Annotated in this window: 18 protein-coding genes and 1 pseudogene; 5 read left to right on the top strand and 14 right to left on the bottom strand. The window is 40.1% G+C overall.

Translation table 11 applies throughout. The annotated features are described in order from the left end of the window. Positions 1-22: 22 nt before the first annotated feature. From F4694_RS25705 to F4694_RS31880, 10 genes and pseudogenes are all read right to left on the bottom strand, one after another. Positions 23-1483: an aldehyde dehydrogenase family protein gene (locus F4694_RS25705; protein WP_179602762.1), complete on the bottom strand. Its 1461-nt coding sequence runs from the start codon at positions 1481-1483 to the stop codon at positions 23-25. A 49-nt stretch (positions 1484-1532) separates the two neighbouring features. After that, a complete protein-coding gene (locus F4694_RS25700) occupies positions 1533-2822 on the bottom strand; it encodes an aspartate aminotransferase family protein (RefSeq protein WP_179602761.1) in 1290 nt (429 codons plus the stop codon). Then, positions 2806-4191 carry an aminotransferase family protein gene (locus tag F4694_RS25695; RefSeq protein ID WP_179602760.1) on the bottom strand — a complete coding sequence of 462 codons (1386 nt, stop codon included), beginning with the start codon at positions 4189-4191 and terminating at the stop codon, positions 2806-2808. The genes F4694_RS25700 and F4694_RS25695 overlap by 17 nt, the downstream gene beginning before the upstream one ends. Then, positions 4179-5369 carry a thiolase family protein gene (locus tag F4694_RS25690; protein ID WP_179602759.1) on the bottom strand — a complete coding sequence of 397 codons (1191 nt, stop codon included), beginning with the start codon at positions 5367-5369 and terminating at the stop codon, positions 4179-4181. Before F4694_RS25690 ends, F4694_RS25695 begins: the two co-directional genes overlap by 13 nt. Further along, positions 5369-6031, bottom strand: coding sequence for a 3-oxoacid CoA-transferase subunit B (locus tag F4694_RS25685; protein ID WP_306458535.1), 663 nt, complete (start codon positions 6029-6031; stop codon positions 5369-5371). The genes F4694_RS25690 and F4694_RS25685 overlap by 1 nt, the downstream gene beginning before the upstream one ends. Before the next feature lies 1 nt (position 6032). Beyond that, positions 6033-6689 carry a CoA transferase subunit A gene (locus tag F4694_RS25680; protein WP_179602758.1) on the bottom strand — a complete coding sequence of 219 codons (657 nt, stop codon included), beginning with the start codon at positions 6687-6689 and terminating at the stop codon, positions 6033-6035. Between the two features lie 189 nt (positions 6690-6878). Beyond that, positions 6879-7208 (bottom strand): DUF3870 domain-containing protein, encoded by a 330-nt coding sequence (locus F4694_RS25675; protein WP_179602757.1) that lies wholly within the window; start codon positions 7206-7208, stop codon positions 6879-6881. Between the two features lie 168 nt (positions 7209-7376). After that, positions 7377-8258: a pyridoxal 5'-phosphate synthase lyase subunit PdxS gene (pdxS, locus tag F4694_RS25670; RefSeq protein ID WP_179602756.1), complete on the bottom strand. Its 882-nt coding sequence runs from the start codon at positions 8256-8258 to the stop codon at positions 7377-7379. A 119-nt stretch (positions 8259-8377) separates the two neighbouring features. Further along, positions 8378-9817, bottom strand: a complete 1440-nt coding sequence (locus F4694_RS25665) for an amino acid permease (RefSeq protein ID WP_179602755.1) — start codon at positions 9815-9817, stop codon at positions 8378-8380. 443 nt (positions 9818-10260) lie between these two features. Next, a pseudogene (locus F4694_RS31880) lies at positions 10261-10341 on the bottom strand (hypothetical protein); the annotation flags it as partial. On the opposite strand from F4694_RS31880, the gene F4694_RS33035 reads away from it, so the two are divergent. The 5 genes from F4694_RS33035 to F4694_RS25640 all read left to right on the top strand — a co-directional run bounded on the left by F4694_RS33035 (position 10328) and on the right by F4694_RS25640 (position 13149). After that, positions 10328-10609 (top strand): hypothetical protein, encoded by a 282-nt coding sequence (locus F4694_RS33035; RefSeq protein ID WP_218895839.1) that lies wholly within the window; start codon positions 10328-10330, stop codon positions 10607-10609. The pseudogene F4694_RS31880 and the gene F4694_RS33035 sit on opposite strands and share 14 nt — an antisense overlap. Positions 10610-10696: 87 nt before the next feature. Beyond that, on the top strand, positions 10697-11290 hold the full coding sequence (locus tag F4694_RS25655) for a hypothetical protein (protein ID WP_179602754.1): 594 nt from the start codon (positions 10697-10699) through the stop codon (positions 11288-11290). Between the two features lie 45 nt (positions 11291-11335). Then, the gene (locus F4694_RS25650) at positions 11336-11635 is read left to right on the top strand and encodes a DUF3243 domain-containing protein (protein WP_179602753.1); all 300 of its coding nucleotides are present in this window, start codon (positions 11336-11338) and stop codon (positions 11633-11635) included. A gap of 553 nt (positions 11636-12188) precedes the next feature. Next, positions 12189-12692, top strand: coding sequence for a CBO0543 family protein (locus tag F4694_RS25645; protein ID WP_179602752.1), 504 nt, complete (start codon positions 12189-12191; stop codon positions 12690-12692). Beyond that, positions 12682-13149, top strand: coding sequence for a CBO0543 family protein (locus F4694_RS25640; protein WP_179602751.1), 468 nt, complete (start codon positions 12682-12684; stop codon positions 13147-13149). Before F4694_RS25645 ends, F4694_RS25640 begins: the two co-directional genes overlap by 11 nt. Before the next feature lie 43 nt (positions 13150-13192). Here the strand turns inward: F4694_RS25640 and F4694_RS25635 are convergent, their stop codons facing one another. From F4694_RS25635 to F4694_RS25620, 4 genes are all read right to left on the bottom strand, one after another. Further along, a complete protein-coding gene (locus F4694_RS25635; RefSeq protein WP_179602750.1) occupies positions 13193-13759 on the bottom strand; it encodes a hypothetical protein in 567 nt (188 codons plus the stop codon). Between the two features lie 149 nt (positions 13760-13908). Continuing rightward, entirely contained in the window at positions 13909-15120 is a 1212-nt protein-coding gene (locus F4694_RS25630; RefSeq protein ID WP_179602749.1) for a multidrug effflux MFS transporter, read from the bottom strand. Between the two features lie 210 nt (positions 15121-15330). Next, positions 15331-17418, bottom strand: coding sequence for a HAMP domain-containing sensor histidine kinase (locus tag F4694_RS25625; RefSeq protein WP_179602748.1), 2088 nt, complete (start codon positions 17416-17418; stop codon positions 15331-15333). Next, the gene (locus F4694_RS25620) at positions 17393-18079 is read right to left on the bottom strand and encodes a response regulator transcription factor (protein ID WP_179602747.1); all 687 of its coding nucleotides are present in this window, start codon (positions 18077-18079) and stop codon (positions 17393-17395) included. The genes F4694_RS25625 and F4694_RS25620 overlap by 26 nt, the downstream gene beginning before the upstream one ends. Positions 18080-18206 lie beyond the last annotated feature (127 nt).

Raw genomic sequence — 18206 nt, 5'->3', positions numbered from 1 at the left:
TCTACTAGATATGGCCCGTTTATTAATAGTTTGTATAAATCGACTTCCACTCTGTCATGACATCGAATGCATGATGGGAAACTTCACGGTGTCCATTTCCGGACATTTTCATGCCTCCAAATGCCACACCCATTTCGGCATTAGACGTTCCGTTATTAATATAGACAAGTCCGCTTACCGCTTCCTTTGCCGCCCGGTTCGCATAATGAAGGCTCTCTGTATAAATGGAAGTCGATAACCCATAAATTGTCCCGTTATTTACCTCCATTGCTGCCTCATATGAATCTACTTCAATGATGGCAAGAACAGGACCAAATATTTCTTCCTGTGCAATGGTATCATTCGGTTTCACATTCTCAATGATTGTCGGCTCATAATAATAGCCGCCCAATTCTTTGACACGCTGGCCGCCTGTTACAGTTTTTCCACCTTCTTCAATCGCTTTTTTTACATATTTTTCGACTGTATGAAGCTGGTCTTCATTTACGAGAGGGCCCAATTGTTTCCCTTCTTCAAGTCCATTTCCTATTTTCATAGACTTTGTTAAGTCAACTACTTTTTGGACAAGTAAATCCTTTACTGGTCGCTCGACGATTACTCGGCTTGCCGCTGTACAGCGTTGTCCAGTTGTCGTAAACGCCGATTTTACGATTCCGTCTGCCGCCTTGTCCAAGTCCGCATCCTTCAAGACGATCACTGCATTTTTTCCACCCAGTTCCAATGAAATACGTTTTAACGTTTTACTGCTCATTTCCGCCAGCTTTTGTCCGACTTCAGTTGAGCCCGTAAACGAAATGACTTTAACATCCAAATGCTCTGTGAGTGTTTGCCCGACTGTTCTACCTGAACCTGTAATTAAATTGACAACCCCTGCTGGGAATCCTGCTTCATCTAACACTTCTACGAAAATCTTTGCTGATAGCGCTACCTCTGAAGCCGGTTTCCATACGACGGTATTACCAGCAATCAGAGCTGAAAAGATTTTGTAGGAACCAAGTGCAACAGGGAAGTTCCAGGGGGTAATGCACGCCACAACTCCAAGAGGTTCACGAACCATTCTTACGTTTCGATCTGGGAACCCTGCAGGGACCGTTTCTCCAAAGAGGCGTCGTCCCTCGCCTGCCATATATTGAGCAGTCGCGATGACCACTCCAACTTCGCCTAAAGACTCAGGCAGCACTTTGCCCATTTCCATTGTCATGACACGAGCAAGTTCCTCTTTTCGTATTTCAAACAATTGGGCTGCTTTCGTTAAATAAGCCGCTCGTTCTGGAATGGGGATGTTCTTCCATTGTGAATAAGCTTCATTCGCAGTTGCGACGGCCTCATTCACTTGCTCCGTTGTCGCGGCTGCACATATACCGACAAGTTCCCCCGTTGCCGGATTTACGCTTTCAAAATAGGACTGATCGGGGGCACTAACCCATTTTCCATTTATATAAAGATCTCCCTGAAGGATATCTGTTTTGATTTGACTAAACATAAACTTGACCTCCTTTTTCGTGGTATTCCCGAAGAATCGAAAATTAGTTTCATGAAATTGTTTCTGTTATCACATCTTCTAAAATGGTTAATCCTTTATCAAGCACATCTTCTTGAATATTAAGAGGAAGCATTAATCGGATCGTTTGCCCGCTTACACCGCAGTTCATAATGAGCAAGCCACTTTCCAGTGCTTTCGATTTAATTTTCGGTACAAATAAAGCAGCAGAATGCGAATCGAATTCAATACCGATCATCATGCCGACTCCTCGGACTTCAACGATGCCAGGTAAATGTCCTACCGAGTTATGAAGTCGGCCGACAATCTTGGCACCGAGTGTAGCACTGCGTTCTACTAACTTCTCTTCCTCAATGACCTCAATGTTTGCCAATGCCGCAGCACAAGAAACTGGATTTCCTCCAAATGTCGAACCATGACCAGCCGTCGGCCATTTTTCATGAAGCTCACGACTTGCTACAATGGCACCAAGAGGCATGCCGCCAGATAGGGCTTTTGCCAGAACCAAAATATCAGGAGTCACATTCGCATGCTCCGCCGCGAACATTTTACCTGTACGGCCAAATCCTGTTTGTACTTCGTCAAAAATAAGCAAAATGCCGTGTTCATCTGTAATCTTTCTTAATTCCTGCAAAAAGCTTGGCGGTGCCGGATAATAGCCGCCCTCACCCATTACCGGTTCAATGACGATGGCCGCTACACGTGAAGGATCCACACGTAAATCGAACAATTTTTGAAGCTGATTCAAGCAGTACTCTTCTGCGTCTTCTTCTTTAATGTTTCTCAGCTGGGCTGGGTACGGATATGGAACGTGGTACACCTCACCTAAAATTGGTTCATAATAACGACGGTATTTAGAGCTTGATGCCGTAATGGCTGTTGCTCCTAATGTACGGCCATGAAACGATCCTTCAAAAGCAATAATGGCCGGTCTGCCTGTTGCCGCTTTTGCCAGTTTAAGCGCACCGTCAATGGCTTCAGCTCCCGAATTGGAGAAAAAAACAGTGTCTAAATTTCCGGGAGTGATATGAGCAAGCTTTTCTGCCAAATTTGCCGCCGTTTCATAATAACCATAGTTCAACCCAAGATGTATCAAGGCTTCAGCTTGCTTCTGAATGGCTTCCACCATTTTTTTGTTCGTATGTCCCACTGCATTGACGGCCACTCCTGAGACGAAATCGATATATTCTTTTCCGTCTGTCGTCCAAAATTTTGCGCCATGCGCTTTTTCAATGACTAGTTCGGTGACCCTTGTCATGACAGGAGATAGATGCTTTCGTGCTTTCTCTTGAATTTCTTTTGTTTTACTTTGCAATTTCATATGCCTCATCCTTTCTTAATTGACCTTCGAATATTGATAATGATTCATCTAATATTCTCACAATCTCATCAATCTCTTTTTTCATGACATTTAAAGGGGGGCTGATAATTAGATGTTCCCCATTTGTACCGTCAATTGAACCGGTACCCGGATAAAAAACCGCACCAAGTTCCATCGCAATACTATTCAATGTTTCAGCTGCCTTTTCAGATGGATTGAACAGTAAATCACGCTCACAATCCTTGATAAGCTCCATTCCAATTAAAAGCCCCCTGCCCCGGACATCGGATATACAGGTATGTTTTTGCTTAAGTTCTAAAAGCCTATCGAAAAGGTAAGAACTCTGCTCTTTCACATTTTCCAGCACCCTGTCACGCTTATATACATCTAGGGCAGCAAGGCCGGCTGCCACTGCCACAGGATGCCCGCTATAGGTATAGCCGTGAATAAATTTTCCATCGCTGTTTTGAATAAGCCCATCTATCAACCGTTCATGAACAATCATCCCGGCCAGCGGAGCATATCCTGCCGAAACCCCTTTTCCAAACGTGATAATATCAGGTTCGATTCCAATCTGTTCTGTCGCAAAGTTGGTACCAGTACGGCCGAATCCAGTCATCACTTCATCGATAATTAAGACGATTTCGTAACGGTCACACAACTCTCTAACTTTCTCAAAATACCCCGGCGGCGGTGGAACAGCACCTTGCTGGCTTCCGACAATCGGTTCGGCGATAAATACCGACACGTTCTCAGGACCAAGCTCTAAAATGGTTCTTTCAATATCCGTTACACACGTCCAGTTTTGTTTGGAGAGACAATCATCTTTTTGACGATCGTATGGACATCGGTGGCAGTACGGAGAATAGACATGGGCATAGTTTAAAAGATTAGGAGTGTATGCATGTCTTCTTTTAACGTCTCCTCCTGCTGATAAAGAACCGATGGTGTTACCGTGATATGATTGCCAGCGCCCGATCACAATGTGTTTTTGGGGTCTGCCGGCATCCTTATGAAATTGCCTCGCCAGCTTCAAAGCGCTTTCATTTGCTTCTGAGCCTCCGGTTGTAAAATACACTTTATTTAAATGGTTTGGTGCCATTTTTCCGATTGTTTCAGCTAGTGCATGCAACGCTTTTGTCTCAAAACGCATTGTATGGACAAAAGCCGCTTTTTTTGCTTGTTCTGCCATCGCCTCTCCAATAGAAGAAATCCCATGACCCAAGTTGGCTGCAACCGCCCCCGAGCAAGCATCCAAATATTTTTTCCCGTTTTCATCTATGAGATAGACCCCTTCACCGTGGGTAATAATTGGGTACTCCTTTTTTAAATCTCGATGAAACACATAGTCTTTTTTTATTCCATCCATCTTTCCACCACCATTGCCATTCCTAATCCCCCTGCTACACAAATCGTTGCAAGGCCATATTGCCGTTTTTGCTTTTCAAGCTCATGGCATAATGTAGTGACGATTCTTGCACCGGAACACCCCAGTGGATGGCCTAGTGCAATCGCGCCTCCATTTACATTTACGTTGTCACCTTTAATGCCCCATTCTCTTAAACAAGCAAGACTTTGGGCTGCGAACGCTTCATTTAATTCAATCAAATCGATATCTTCCAAACAAAGACCCGCTTTTTTCAACGCGATTTGGGAGGCAGGAATCGGACCGATTCCCATTTCTTTTGGTGATACACCTGTTGCAGCAAAGGAACGGATCCTTGCCATAGGAACTACTCCAAGCTGTTCTGCTTTTTCTTCCGACATTAACAGCAGCATGGAGGCTCCATCATTTCTGCCTGATGAGTTTCCTGCAGTTACCGTACCATCCTTTTGAAACACAGGAAGTAGAGTTCCTAACTTTTCGATGTTCGTCAATCTTGGGTGCTCATCTGTCGCAAAGTGTCTAATTCCCCTTTTTCCTTCCTTTACCGGAACAGGAATGATTTCTTCTTCAAACCGGCCCATTTCAATCGCACGTTTCGTTTTCTGCTGACTCGTGAAGGCAAATTCATCTTGTTCACGGCGGCTTATGTTATATTTTTCAGCAAGCCATTCGGCTGTTTGCCCCATCGTAAATCGACCATATATCTCTTCAGGCTGGGATTTTGGCTGACTTTCCGTATTTGAATCAAACAGTGTCAAATCTCCCATCTTAAGGCCGAATCGCGAACCGACCGTATAATGGGGAGCTTGAGACATACTTTCTACACCTCCTGCTAAAATAACCTCTGCCTGACCAGTCAAAATGGACATCGCTCCGTTAATGACGGCCTGCATCCCCGAACCACACTGACGATGAACAGTATAAGCAGGAATCGATTCAGGAAATTGGGCATGCAAGGCAGCTACCCTAGCAATATTTGGAGCATGCGCACTTTGCTTTGTTTGTCCCACGATGACTTCATCGACAATATTGGCACCATAACCGGAAGCCGAAAGATTATTTTTCATAACAAGGGATACCAGCTCTTCTGGAGATGTATCCGCCAGTGACCCGCCGAAGGTTCCGATAGCAGTCCGAAATGCATTTACGATTACTACCATTACGCCCTCACCTCTTTGCCTATATAAAAAGCTTCTGCAATGTGGAAAGGAGCGTCCGTTTTCTGTTGAACTTCCTCAAGAGAAACTCCAGGGGACAGCTCAATAAGATAAAGTCCATCCTCCTTTACAGTGAAAACCGCCAAATCAGTAATAACTAAATCGACTTTGCGTTCAGAGGTGATTGGATAGGTTAATTCCTTGACGATTTTTGACTCCCCTTGGTTATTCGTATGCAGCGTTGTTACGATCACCTTATTGGAGCCTTCCAATAAATCCATTGCCCCGCCTACACCAAGAACACTTTTTCCTGGTACGGCCCAGTTGGCGATCTGCCCAATCGCGTCAATTTGCAGCACCCCAAGAATTGAAACACTTACATGTCCTCCACGAATCATCGCAAAAGAGGAGGCACTATCAAAAAAGGATGAACCTTCCAATACTGTGACGGGCAGTTTCCCTGCATTGACAAGATTTTGGTCAATGTTCTCTAAGTCAGGGGTAGGTCCTACTCCAAGAATTCCGTTTTCCGAGTGTAAGAAAACTTTAACATCGGATGGTATATAATCAGCGACAAGCGTTGGAATCCCGATCCCCAAATTGACGATATCACCATGCTTTAATTCCTTCGCCGCTCTTGCAGCAATGTATTGTTTCATATTCAAGCTAGTTCCCGCCCTTCAAAACGATATAATCAACATATAAATGCGGGGTCACAATTTCTTCAGGAGAAATTTGGCCTGCCTCCACAATCTCGTCTACCTCTGCAATAACCACATCCGCAGCTGTCGCCATCATCGGATTGAAGTTTCTAGCCGATTTGTTGTATATGAGATTTCCTAATTGATCTGCTTTTTTCGCTTTAATTAAAGCAACATTAGCTTTAAGAGGTTCTTGGAACACATATTTTTTACCGTTAAGAGTACGCTCTTCTTTGGCTTCGGCAATTTTCGTTCCTACGGCGACCGGCGTATAAAACCCTCCCAGTCCCGCACCGCCCGCTCGAATCGCTTCCGACATCGTTCCTTGCGGGAGCAGCTCAACTTCCAATTCTTTATTCAGAAAGGCTTTAACTACCTCTGGGTTGGATGTAAAATATGAACCTATCGCTTTTTTTACTTGTTTTTGCCGTACTAAAACTCCAAGACCTCTCCCTGGTTCTCCAAGGTTATTACTAATAATCTCTAAGTCTTTCACTTCCGTCTGAGCCAAAGCGTCTATTAAACTCAGCGGACTTCCTACAAGTCCAAACCCCCCCACCATAATCCGTGAGCCGCTTTTAACCTTTTTTACCGCGTCTTCGCATGTAATCAGCTTGCTCATCTTTTTTCCCTTCCTCTCCATCGGCTATTGTTGTTTTTAACAGTTCGGAAATATAAAAAACCGAGCAAAACATGAATCCTCTATAAAGAATGTTGTTCTAACGAACATTCCTTACACAGTGTCCATGTCTGCCCGGTTTTAATAAGACCATGGGAAGAGGTCATCTTCCCACTTTATTATAACCAAACGTTATGTATTCATTTGCTTCACGTTATCCCAGTAACGTTGAACTGCAGCTTGGAGAGCCACAATGATCGCTTGCTGGGATGGAGCAAAATAAAAGCTTTGAATTCGTTTAATCAGCGGCTCAACCCCGTCTTGAAGACAGTAGCCTATCAGCAGTTTTTGAAAATAATTTTTTGTTAGTTCAGCTACAAATGTGAATTCGGCGCCGATAATGATATGCTCTTTCAGATCCACTTCGAGGACAATTCCCGCATGCTTATACATTTCATACATCGAAGTTCCCTGTGGAGCTTTAGCATATCCTGTAGCAATCACTGTATCCAATGTTTGCATGCCCCAAAACTCCTTTCAAAACCAACTATTCATTATTATTTTCTAACTCGAGTATATGTGCCAGAAAATACAATGTCAACTGGGTATTTTTAATTTTTCGAAATATCCAAATAGTCTAACAACAATTAAGCACACTGTACTCCAACCTTAAGGCATTGGAAAAACACTTTACCATCCACGATCCTGCATACGTGCTTCAGGAGAAAGACTTGATATTTCAATACCTTTCATTGCAATCCCAAGATTTTTTGAAATCTCTGCAATTAGTTTATAGTCCTGGTAGTGGGTTGTTGCTTCCACGATCGCTCTAGCGAATTTTGCTGGATTATCAGATTTAAAGATTCCAGAACCAACAAATACTCCATCAGCACCTAACTGCATCATAAGTGCAGCATCTGCAGGCGTTGCTACTCCACCAGCTGCAAAGTTGACTACAGGCAGGCGTCCAAGATGTTTAATCTCAAGAAGAAGTTCATATGGAGCCCCAAGCAGCTTAGCCTCTGTCATCAATTCATCTTCACTCATCGAAACGACTTTACGTACTTGTGCATTGACCTTTCGGATATGACGCACAGCTTCTACGATATTACCAGTTCCCGGCTCTCCTTTTGTACGAAGCATGGATGCACCTTCACCAATACGGCGCGCTGCTTCGCCAAGATCACGGCAGCCACAAACAAATGGAACCGTGTAAGCTTTTTTATTTAGATGATATTCTTCATCTGCTGGTGTTAAAACTTCACTCTCATCAATATAATCAACGCCCATTGCTTCAAGAACTCGGGCTTCTACGATGTGCCCGATACGCGCTTTTGCCATAACTGGAATGGAAACCGCATTCATGACTTCTTCGGTAATTCGCGGATCTGCCATTCTTGCTACTCCGCCAGCTGCACGGATATCAGAAGGAACGCGCTCTAATGCCATTACAGCTACCGCTCCTGCTTCCTCTGCTATTTTTGCCTGCTCAGCATTCACAACGTCCATAATGACGCCGCCCTTTTGCATTTCAGCCATACCTCTTTTTACACGATCCGTACCTGTTTTCATGTTAAGCCCCCTTTGATAATTTTATGAAAGTATCTATACCTTTTATAAGGAAATCACATCTAATTCAATAGGAATTATTTTAAAACTAAAACGCTTGCTTCTAAGCCTTTTTAAAGATCTTATATAATCATTTTTTTATCTTTCTGCAGCTGTAGTTCTTGTTCGCCTCTACCGTCCTGTTCCCGATTCTTTTTAATTCTGAAATGATAGATTAAGTAACAAGCTATTACGAAAGGAGCTCCAAGATACAGGGCGAGACGTTGTTCTGAGTCAAATGCTAAACTTGCAAGTACAACGCAGTTTAACGTTAGTGCGATGATCGGCAGAGCAGGGTATAGAGGTGTTTTAAATTTAAGATCCTCTACTCTTCCACCTTCACGAATAAATTTTCTCCGGAAGGCAATTTGCGAAGCTGTGATTGAAATCCAACCTACCTGAGCACCTAATCCAGCCACTGACAGCAGCCAAACAAAGACCGTTTCAGCAGCGAAAAATCCGGATAGTAGTGATAATAATGAAATTCCCATAGTTAGAAGAAGAGCATTAAAAGGAACCCCTCGTTTATTTACTTTAGCAAGAACCGGACTAGCCATTTTTTCCTTTGACATCGCATACAACATCCGTGTTGCTGCATAAAGACCTGAGTTTCCAACTGAAAGCAATGCGGTAAGAATAACAAAATTCATAATATCTGCTGCATAAGGAATTCCGAGACTATCAAATACGACTACAAATGGACTTTCAACAACACCTGCTTTTTCCATCGGAATTAAACTTGATAAGACAAAGATGGCTAATACAAAGAAGAATAATGTACGCCAGACGGTTTGTTTAATCGATTTTGGAATCGTTTTTTCAGGTTCTTCACTTTCCCCTGCAGCAATCCCAATCAATTCCGTCCCTTGGAAAGAGAAATTGACTGCAATCATCGTAATAATTAATGCAGAAAATCCATTTGGTAAAAGACCATGTCCAGTAAAATTAGATAGGAATGGTGCCTCTTGTCCACTGTTCATATCGATGAACCCAAACATAGCAGCGCCGCCCAATACAATGAAAAGAATAATAGCTACTATTTTTATACTTGAAAACCAAAATTCAGCTTCACCAAACGCTTTTGCGGAAAGAGAATTCAGTAAAAATAGAATCACTGCAAAAATCGCACTCCAAATCCAAATCGGAGTATCAGGAAACCATCTTTGCATCAGCTGCCCAGCTGCAAGGAACTCTAATGCAACAGTAACCGACCAGCCTAACCAATATAGCCATCCAAGTGCAAACCCTGTTCCTGGACCAATAAATTTCGTGGTATATGTTTGGAAGGACCCAGAAACTGGCATTGCTACAGACAATTCACCTAGGCAAAGCATTGTCATAAACATAATCAAACCGCCAACAATATATGAGAGAATTGCACCTGATGGTCCTGCTTGTTGAATCGTATACCCTGAACCAAGGAATAGACCTGATCCGATAACCCCTCCGAGAGAGATCATAAATAAATGCCGAGTTTTCATCGTTCTTTTCAATTCATTTGTTTGGTTTTCTTGCAAATGCATAAAATTCCCCCTTTCATCCCCTTAAAAATGCATGCGCTTTCAATAATAGCGATAAAATTTGCAAAAAATAACTCATCAAATTCCTGACAAATTTTAATCATTAGGCTAAATAGAAAAATTTACAACAGCCAAATAATTCGAAATTATCACTATTTTAACTTATTAACATGCAATTACCGTGCCAAAAGTAAAAACCACTATTTGTGAACTTTTCGTGAAACTAATATGCAAAATATCTTTGCACTACCCTTAATTTTTTTGCACTTAACATGCAAAAAAATCATTCTAATAAAATAGAAAGAGTCTTTATTTTGGATACAATTTTTTTTTCGATCATCTAGGATGGCTACAAATGCAGGTTTAGAATTAACCCTTTGATGTGTATGAGCGAATTTATAAATATTTTGGAAACGCACTAATCATTTTCTTCTTAAGCTTTTCTAATAATAACCTGGATTATTCTGTACCCATTCAAAATACGAAACGGTTACACCACCTGCGCTTGCAAGAATGTCTGGAACAAGAATATCACAATCTAATTTGAGTAGTTCTTTATTTGTAATTGTGTATTTAAATCGTTGGGAAAACGCTCCGAAGCTGTCTCTTAAAATAACGCAAAATAATTTTGCATTAATAAAAACATTTTTTAATTGTCAGGGTAAGACGATTTTCTACATTAATAAAATGACGCAAATAGAATCTATGGATATTCAGGATGTTATTAATAAAAATCTATTAGATATATTAGATGATCAATCTAGTACTCTTGTACAAGCTTTACAGGGCGTTTAAGCGATTCCTGAAACTTCAACTTTTCCACCCCTCGATTACTTTTTTACATTTATAGCTTGGGTTTGAAGGGTATTCTAGTTTAATAATGTGAAGGAATTTAATACTTATATAGAGATGTGGTTAGCGGTGAAGAAGCAGGAGTTCTCGAAGGGGGAACTTGTCGGTTTGCAGTCTAGCAATTTTTATAGCTTTAATCGTTTCCCTCAAAGTAAACCACCCAAAGCGAAAAAATTGAACCGTCCTAAAGAAACTAGTATTCCTTTAAAAACTGATAAACAAAAGAATAGTAAACGTACCGAAGCGCCGATTGAACTTGATCACACTTTTGTTAGTGATAAAGTTCCACATGCATTTGTCCAGCTCGTAAAATACTTTTTCTCCGATGCAAAAATGATTGAAGAATACTGGCATATGGTCCAAATCGCTGCCTTCCGTTTGGAATGTGACCAACGTACAGAAGACGTACTTGCTATCGCCATTAAGTCGTTCAAGCAGTTGATTCGTAAACTAAAATCGACAAAACAGGTAGCTAAACCAATTGCTTTTTTTTACGGAATCTTAACCAATAAACTGAAAGAATTCTATTTAGAGAAGCTTGCTGAAAATCGATCTGACAGCATGGTCTTTCGAATAGTGCTTCCAGGTGGAGAAGTTCTGAGCTATGATTCAGGGAATGTATAGGACTAGCACATGAAACAATGATGTACAACTAAAGGAGTGACATTCATGGACAAACAGTTAGATGAGAAAGAGATAGAAAACCAGGTATACAAAAACGGAGATGCGTTAACAAGTTTTGATGATTTCAGGGAATATCTTAGTGGAAAAGTTAGTTTAGGAAAAAAACTTGGTATGGACGAAGAGCAGTTAGCCAACTCGGCTGAGAAAGTAGCCGATTACCTCGCGCATAAGGAGCCGCCTAAGAATTCCGAGGAGCGTTTATTACAGGAACTTTGGAACGTGGGGACCGAGGAAGAGCAGCATAAACTGGCTCATATGCTTGTCCGTTTAGTGCAACAATCTTAGACTTACTAGAATTTAAAGTTTAGATAAAAAAATATCATTTAGCAGAGCGAACTGAAGTAAATTGCCCCTTCTCAATCTTGAAGGGGCTTCATCTCTGTTATCTGTAATATATGGCTGTGAAACTTACGAGAATTGACAAAGTTAGCTAGTGAAATTTCCAATCAATCGTTTGATTAAATGTGGATTTATCCCTTTAAAAAAACGAACTATTAGTTATTTCCGAGAAAATATTTTGTCGAGGATTAGATTAGTTAGGATTGGTTGCGTTACAGAATCATTGATAAATGGCCAAATTCATACAATTGCATACTGGATATGACATTAAAAAGTGTATCAAACGTTTGATTAGTTTGGAGCGAAACCTTTTATCATAACAGGTTTTCATCGAAAAATGAGTGCGAGGATTGACGAAATGGAAGGCACGATAAAAAAATAGGTTAATGAAAGGCATTATTTAAACTTTTATGCGTTTTTTATTGTATAACATGAATTTACCAAAGGAAAAATGCAAATAAATAGTAAAAACCCACTCAACCGGAGGGAGTTTCTAAACATGCTGATGGAGCGTTTGATTTTGGTAGCAATGTGGCTGTTCGGCTTTGTTGGCTTGTTTCTGTTTATTCCACGAAAAGATCGGCGCAAGGGATTTTTGGCTTTCTTAATGTTCCAAGCCGTCATATGGCTTTGCGATATACCTGCTTTTAAATATGATCTATTAAGAGCGCCTGTAAGAGAGCTGCCAAAAGCCACTGATCTTCCCCTTACAATCGATTATTTTTTTTATCCCGTATTGTTTGCCATCTATTACGTCCATAGGAGATCAAAGGGTAATCTATGGTCAAGGATTACATACTTTTTTGTATGGGTCTCAGTGATCTCCTTGTTTGATATTGTCATTGAGAGATATACAGATTTATTAGAATATGAATTTTTAAAGTGGTATGGGATGTGGATGTACATTGTATTTCTCTTTTATGTGAGTCAAGTCTGCTGTAATTGGTTCTTTAAGGACAAGGCCTTGTTTCAGGCGGAGCGGTGGGAAATGAATGAGAATTGAATGGTGGCTCTTATTATCCGTGTGGGTAGTGGCAACAGGAATTCTTTTTTTCATACCTAAAAATAAAATTCGTCTTGCGGTTGTCGCATTTTTGTTCCAGCAGATTATTACTTTTCTTATAGGATTAGTGGTCGTAGAGTTTGGACTGCTTGAATATCCTGTTCGATTATTTCCTACTGTTAATCGGACGAGCTTCACGTTTGAGTATTATGCCTTTCCAGTCATATGTGCCGCCTTTAATGTTTGGTATCCTAATCATCGAAGTAACCTAATTCAAGTAGGATATTATGTTGGATTTAGTTCTGTTTTGACCATTGCTGAAGTAATTATCGAAAAATACACCAGCCTCATCAATTACATACATTGGGATTGGTATACCTCTTTAATTACAATAGGTGTTGCATTATATATAGCACGTGAATTTTGTGTTTGGTTTTTCACAAAGGGAGAGGTATAATATTTCCTCTCCCTTTGCTTAACCAGTGATCTATTTTGTGCGATTAGGATTTTGCCCCTTTTTTAATTTTTAGGATAAATTTCGTAAACCAATAAGAAATAAACACGATCCCTAAATCTATAAGGAAAAGGTAAAATTGATTCATTCCTTTTCTAAATTCCACAAATCCCATAAATTGCTCAATAGAAGCGAAAACGAAAGCAAAGCAGGCACTTAAGATTATTGTATATAAATAGAAGTTTTTTTGTTTATTAGTACAGTATTGATACACAAGCAAGAAACCTACCGGTAACACAGAAGCTGTCATATTGGCTGCGTTTGGCAGTATGGGTGTTAAAAAATATTTGTGAACAAAGTAACCGTTTCTTCCAAGTGCGATATCAATATACGTCCAAAGAATATGTACGGTATAACCAAAGAAAAACAACTCAAAAATCCTTTTTCGGTCAATTGTAAAACACAAAACAAACAGAGGAATAATCAATAACGCTAAAACGACCCAAAATTGCCAATTTCCAAAATCTGAATAGTCTTTCCAGTAATCAGAATAGAAACCATTTACCTCTGTATTCTTCTTAAATATTTGCTCCCAAAACTCGCTGTATTCCATAAGCCACCCCCTAATCCTAACCCTATTATTTTGGTACAATCATTTATTATTATGTATCAAAAAAAACCCATTCCAGTTGAAAGCTAGAATGGGTAAGAATCCATCGTTAAAGGACATTTTTATCGAACATTAAAGAGTAACGCAGTTCATTATTTTATAGCCTGAACCCGTAAAGAACCCTTTCCAACTAATCCATAATAAGATAAGAATGCCAGTAAGCTGGCTGAAAACATAATAACCGCCATTGGAATCGCCGTATATTCCCCTGCAATTCCTACGAGGGGCGCGGTTAATGATCCGAGTACAAATGGAAGGAGTCCTAATAACGCAGAAGCACTCCCCGCAATATGCCCTTGTGTCTCCATTGCTAATGCAAACGAAGTGGTACCAGTGATTCCAATTGATGAGACAAAAAAGAAAATTGGAATCGCAACGGCAATCAGGGGTGCCTTAACTAGAAGAGCGACCAATAAAGCCAAACCTGCTAAGTTCGCAATCAATAACCCAATCTTTAAAAAAGTCCTCTCCGAGAAAACACCTGCATAGCGGCCAACCATCTGAGTTCCAATAATGAGCGCAATTCCATTGACTCCGAACAATAGACTGAACACTTGGGGAGTCACACCATAAATATTCTGATAGACAAAAGAAATTCCCGAAACATATGCGAAAATTCCAGCAACCATGAAGCCTTGCGTAAGAGCATAACCAGTGAACTGGCGATCTTTTAACAAGGAGCCAAAATTCTTCACAATTTGTGAGATATCACTAGGGACACGGTTTTCTTGTGGTAATGTTTCTTCCAGTTTCCATAAAACGATTAAGAACAATACAATCCCTATACAGGCTAAAACAAGAAAAACACCTGACCAATCGGTAAATGCCAGTATAATCCCACCTGCAATCGGTGCTACAATCGGCCCGAGGTTCCCCACTAACATCAATAACGCGAAGAACTTGGTAAGTTCCCTTCCACTATAGACATCGCGAACAATGGCTCGCGAAATAACGAGTCCGCCTGCAGCTGCAAAGCCTTGCAAGAAACGCGCCCCGATAAAGATATAAATAGAAGGGGCAAATGCACATACCACCGAAGTGAGTAAATACATAATGAGGAAAAATCGCAGCGGCTTCTTCCGACCTTGAACATCACTCATGGGTCCAATAATCAATTGACCTAATCCCAATCCTAATAAGCAGGTGGTCAAACTAATCTGTACTAGAGAAGCAGTAGTGTTGTATTCCTTTACTATAGTAGGAAAGGAAGGTAAATACGTATCAATGGTAAAAGGACCTAATAATGAAAGAGACCCTAAAAGTAAAGCAAGTTGTAATCGTTTGGTACCTGTTAATTTATTCACTATTTCTGTCCTTTCTATAAGGTTTTTTCATTCACCTAATGAATTGGAAAAGATGGAGATAATACATTTTAGAATGAAAGACTTATTAATTCAACCTATATGCATATTGTGACCAATCCCCCATGAAAGCCAAGTTTCCAAAGGAGTTAAATCTATCATGACAACAAAAAGGAATAGAACATCTCAACGATATCCTATTCCCATGCAGTATCAATCATTGCTATTTTTATATTTAGGTAAATAGATCATCGACTTAAACAAATCTCCATCTACTTGGATCGTAAATTTACCTTTTTGGATTTCAATTAGGCTTTTCGCAATGGATAGCCCTAACCCGCTTCCATTACTCGATCTGGATTCATCTCCTCTTTTAAAACGCTCCATTAATTCGTCTGCTGAAATATTTAACTCATAGGCAGAAATGTTCTTGAAGGTGAGAAGAACTTCGTTTCCTGCATCTTCGATATCGATGTAGACTCTTGACCCCTTAAGCGTATATTTAAATATATTGGATAATACGTTCTCGATGGACCTCCATAGTAATTTTCCATCAGCTTGTATATACACCTTATCCTTAGGATGACTGAACTTAAATGCTAAATCTAAATCTTCAATTTTATCATTCACTTCCCCAAGCCCCTGGGTGATTAAAGAGATAATATCAATTCGCTCAAACTGAACGGGGATATTGCCGCTGGAGGCTTTTGCTGCGTCAAATAAATCATCTGTAAGCACTTTTAACCGTTTCGACTTTTGATCCAGTACCTCAATATATTGTTCAATCTTCGATGGGTCGTTTTCTTTTTTCAATAGATCTACATAGGTAATAATAGAAGTCAAAGGTGTTCGAATGTCATGAGACACATTGGTGATCAGTTCGGTTTTTAAGCGCTCACTTTTGAGTTCACTGCTAACTGCTTTTTGCAAACCATCCGTGATGCTGTTTATATTGGAGGCAAGTTTTGCAAACTCTCCCTTCCCCCCCACATCGATGCTATGCTGGATATCTCCATCCTTTATTCGTGCTACCCCTTCTTGTATCGCCGTGAACGACTTAACACGCTTATAGGCAAACCAGGCTGCAATTCCCAGGGTTACCGGAAACATGAAAAACGTTGCCGCAACCAATAGTGGATATCCGATGACCAGTAATACCGTCTTTACCCCAACATTTCCACTATCATAGACATTTCTCACAAATGAAACCATCAGATAGATCAGCCTATAGATTAAGGTATGTGTAAAGAACGTTTTATTCTTGATATGCCTTACCAGTGATAGAACAAGCGCGAACCCAGCGGCTGCAATCGGGATTGTAATCGGAAAGACCAACACATCCATATTTTTGATATTAACGCTGTCTACTAAGCCAACCCAAAGAGCCATTAGGCACATGAGTAGTACCAGATTTACATCAATATATAATTTATCGATTGGATTAAGTTTTACTTCTTTGTCTGTAAAAGACTTTCTCCCAATCACGAGGACTAAATATAAAAAGGTAAGGATAAATCCTGTTAAAAAGGCTAAAAATTGATAAAAACTTGTTGTGATAACTTCTTTTTGATCTTTCCATTTATCCATTTTAGAGGTTAAAAATTCCTTCGTAAAAGCAACATAGACAACTTGGTTTTCTGGATCCAATTCTTCTATTCTTTCGTTAATTTGATAGAAGTGCTCATTCTCTTCTATTTCCTTTGGATAAATCTCTCTTTTATAACCATCAAACACGAGATAAGAAGGATAGGTTTTATACTGTTCTTTTTCAACCTGAGTACGGTTGGTATAGACATTTACACCGTCACTGCCATAATACAAAGGGTGTTCAATCTCTTCTAGATTTTGCACAATGGAATGGAATTCTCTTAAATCGTTCTTGATCAGCCTATCCCTTGCCAGAGAGATCTTATCGGCGTACTCTTCTTTAAATTTATCGTAGTTTTCCTTTTCACTTAAATTAGGATTAAAATTTTTGGAATTAACCTGGAAATCCGAATACAAGGTTTCTTCTTCACTTCTTACTTCATCCTCACTAATTGACCTGCCGTTTACGATATGTTCCTCACTCTTAAATTCCGTTAACAGTCTGGTTAGCTGACCGATAATCGCGTCGCTTTCCCGCACGTAATCACTGCTGTGAAAGTAGTCTTCTTCAAAAACGATCCCAAAATCTCCATCATTGACGAATTCTACATCTACAAATGCTTTGATGATATCTGTAAAAAAGAGAATCATCACGATAAAAATAACAATTTTTGTCGTAAGTAAATGGCTATATTTTTTCAACTTTATATCCAACTCCCCACACCACCTTCAAATATTTTGGCTCTTTCGGATTGATTTCTATTTTCTCTCTGATTTTTCTTATATGAACGGTAACCGTGTTCTCCGGACTAAAGGCCGCTTCATTCCATACCTTCTCATAGATCTCCTCAATGGAGAAAACCCTTCCGGCGTTTGCAGTCAGAAGCTTTACAATCTTATATTGTACCGGTGTAAGGTGGACGCTCTCTCCATCGACGGTGATTGTCTTACTTTCATCATCGACAATTAGTCCGCCGGTTCGATAGACATTACTTTTGGTTTCAAGTCCTCCAAAAGATGTATATCTTCTCAGTTGTGATTTCACTCTTGCGATGAGCTCTAATGGATTAAAAGGTTTGGTGATATAGTCATCCGCTCCTATATTCAATCCCAATATTTTGTCGTAATCCTCAGATTTGGCCGAAAGCATGATCAATGGTATTTTATTATCTTCTCTAATCTTCATGGTAGCTCTTATCCCATCCATCCTAGGCATCATAATATCCATGATAATGAGATGGATCTCCTGATGATCGATGATTTCGATAGCTTCTATCCCGTCAAAAGCCTTGAATATTTGATAGCCTTCATTTTCTAAGTAAATTCCTATCGCATCCACAATTGCCTTATCATCATCACAGACCAATATGTTCATGAAACCCGCCCCTATCTATGTATTTGATATCATATCGCCCTTTTTTTGCTTCTAGGATCATGATACCCATGAAATCTTAACAAACACTTTATGTAAATCTTAAGATTTTCTTAGCATTAAAGAAAGC

Origin of the sequence: Neobacillus driksii (genome assembly GCF_013409995.1) — a bacterium.
GTDB lineage: Bacteria > Bacillota > Bacilli > Bacillales > Cytobacillaceae > Neobacillus > Neobacillus driksii.
This window is presented reverse-complemented; position numbering and strand designations above follow the sequence as displayed.

Excerpts from the sequence above, each read along its gene's own strand:
- F4694_RS25700 (WP_179602761.1), bottom strand. The coding sequence starts at position 2,822 with ATGAAATTGCAAAGTAAAACAAAAGAAATTCAAGAGAAAGCACGAAAG.
- F4694_RS25645 (WP_179602752.1), top strand. The coding sequence starts at position 12,189 with ATGCTGATGGAGCGTTTGATTTTGGTAGCAATGTGGCTGTTCGGCTTT.
- F4694_RS25680 (WP_179602758.1), bottom strand. The coding sequence starts at position 6,689 with ATGAGCAAGCTGATTACATGCGAAGACGCGGTAAAAAAGGTTAAAAGC.
- F4694_RS25650 (WP_179602753.1), top strand. The coding sequence starts at position 11,336 with ATGGACAAACAGTTAGATGAGAAAGAGATAGAAAACCAGGTATACAAA.
- F4694_RS33035 (WP_218895839.1), top strand. The coding sequence starts at position 10,328 with ATGTCTGGAACAAGAATATCACAATCTAATTTGAGTAGTTCTTTATTT.
- F4694_RS25705 (WP_179602762.1), bottom strand. The coding sequence starts at position 1,483 with ATGTTTAGTCAAATCAAAACAGATATCCTTCAGGGAGATCTTTATATA.
- F4694_RS25635 (WP_179602750.1), bottom strand. The coding sequence starts at position 13,759 with ATGGAATACAGCGAGTTTTGGGAGCAAATATTTAAGAAGAATACAGAG.
- F4694_RS25640 (WP_179602751.1), top strand. The coding sequence starts at position 12,682 with ATGAGAATTGAATGGTGGCTCTTATTATCCGTGTGGGTAGTGGCAACA.
- pdxS (WP_179602756.1), bottom strand. The coding sequence starts at position 8,258 with ATGAAAACAGGTACGGATCGTGTAAAAAGAGGTATGGCTGAAATGCAA.
- F4694_RS25690 (WP_179602759.1), bottom strand. The coding sequence starts at position 5,369 with ATGGTAGTAATCGTAAATGCATTTCGGACTGCTATCGGAACCTTCGGC.
- F4694_RS25675 (WP_179602757.1), bottom strand. The coding sequence starts at position 7,208 with ATGCAAACATTGGATACAGTGATTGCTACAGGATATGCTAAAGCTCCA.
- F4694_RS25695 (WP_179602760.1), bottom strand. The coding sequence starts at position 4,191 with ATGGATGGAATAAAAAAAGACTATGTGTTTCATCGAGATTTAAAAAAG.
- F4694_RS25665 (WP_179602755.1), bottom strand. The coding sequence starts at position 9,817 with ATGCATTTGCAAGAAAACCAAACAAATGAATTGAAAAGAACGATGAAA.
- F4694_RS25620 (WP_179602747.1), bottom strand. The coding sequence starts at position 18,079 with ATGAACATATTGGTCTGTGATGATGATAAGGCAATTGTGGATGCGATA.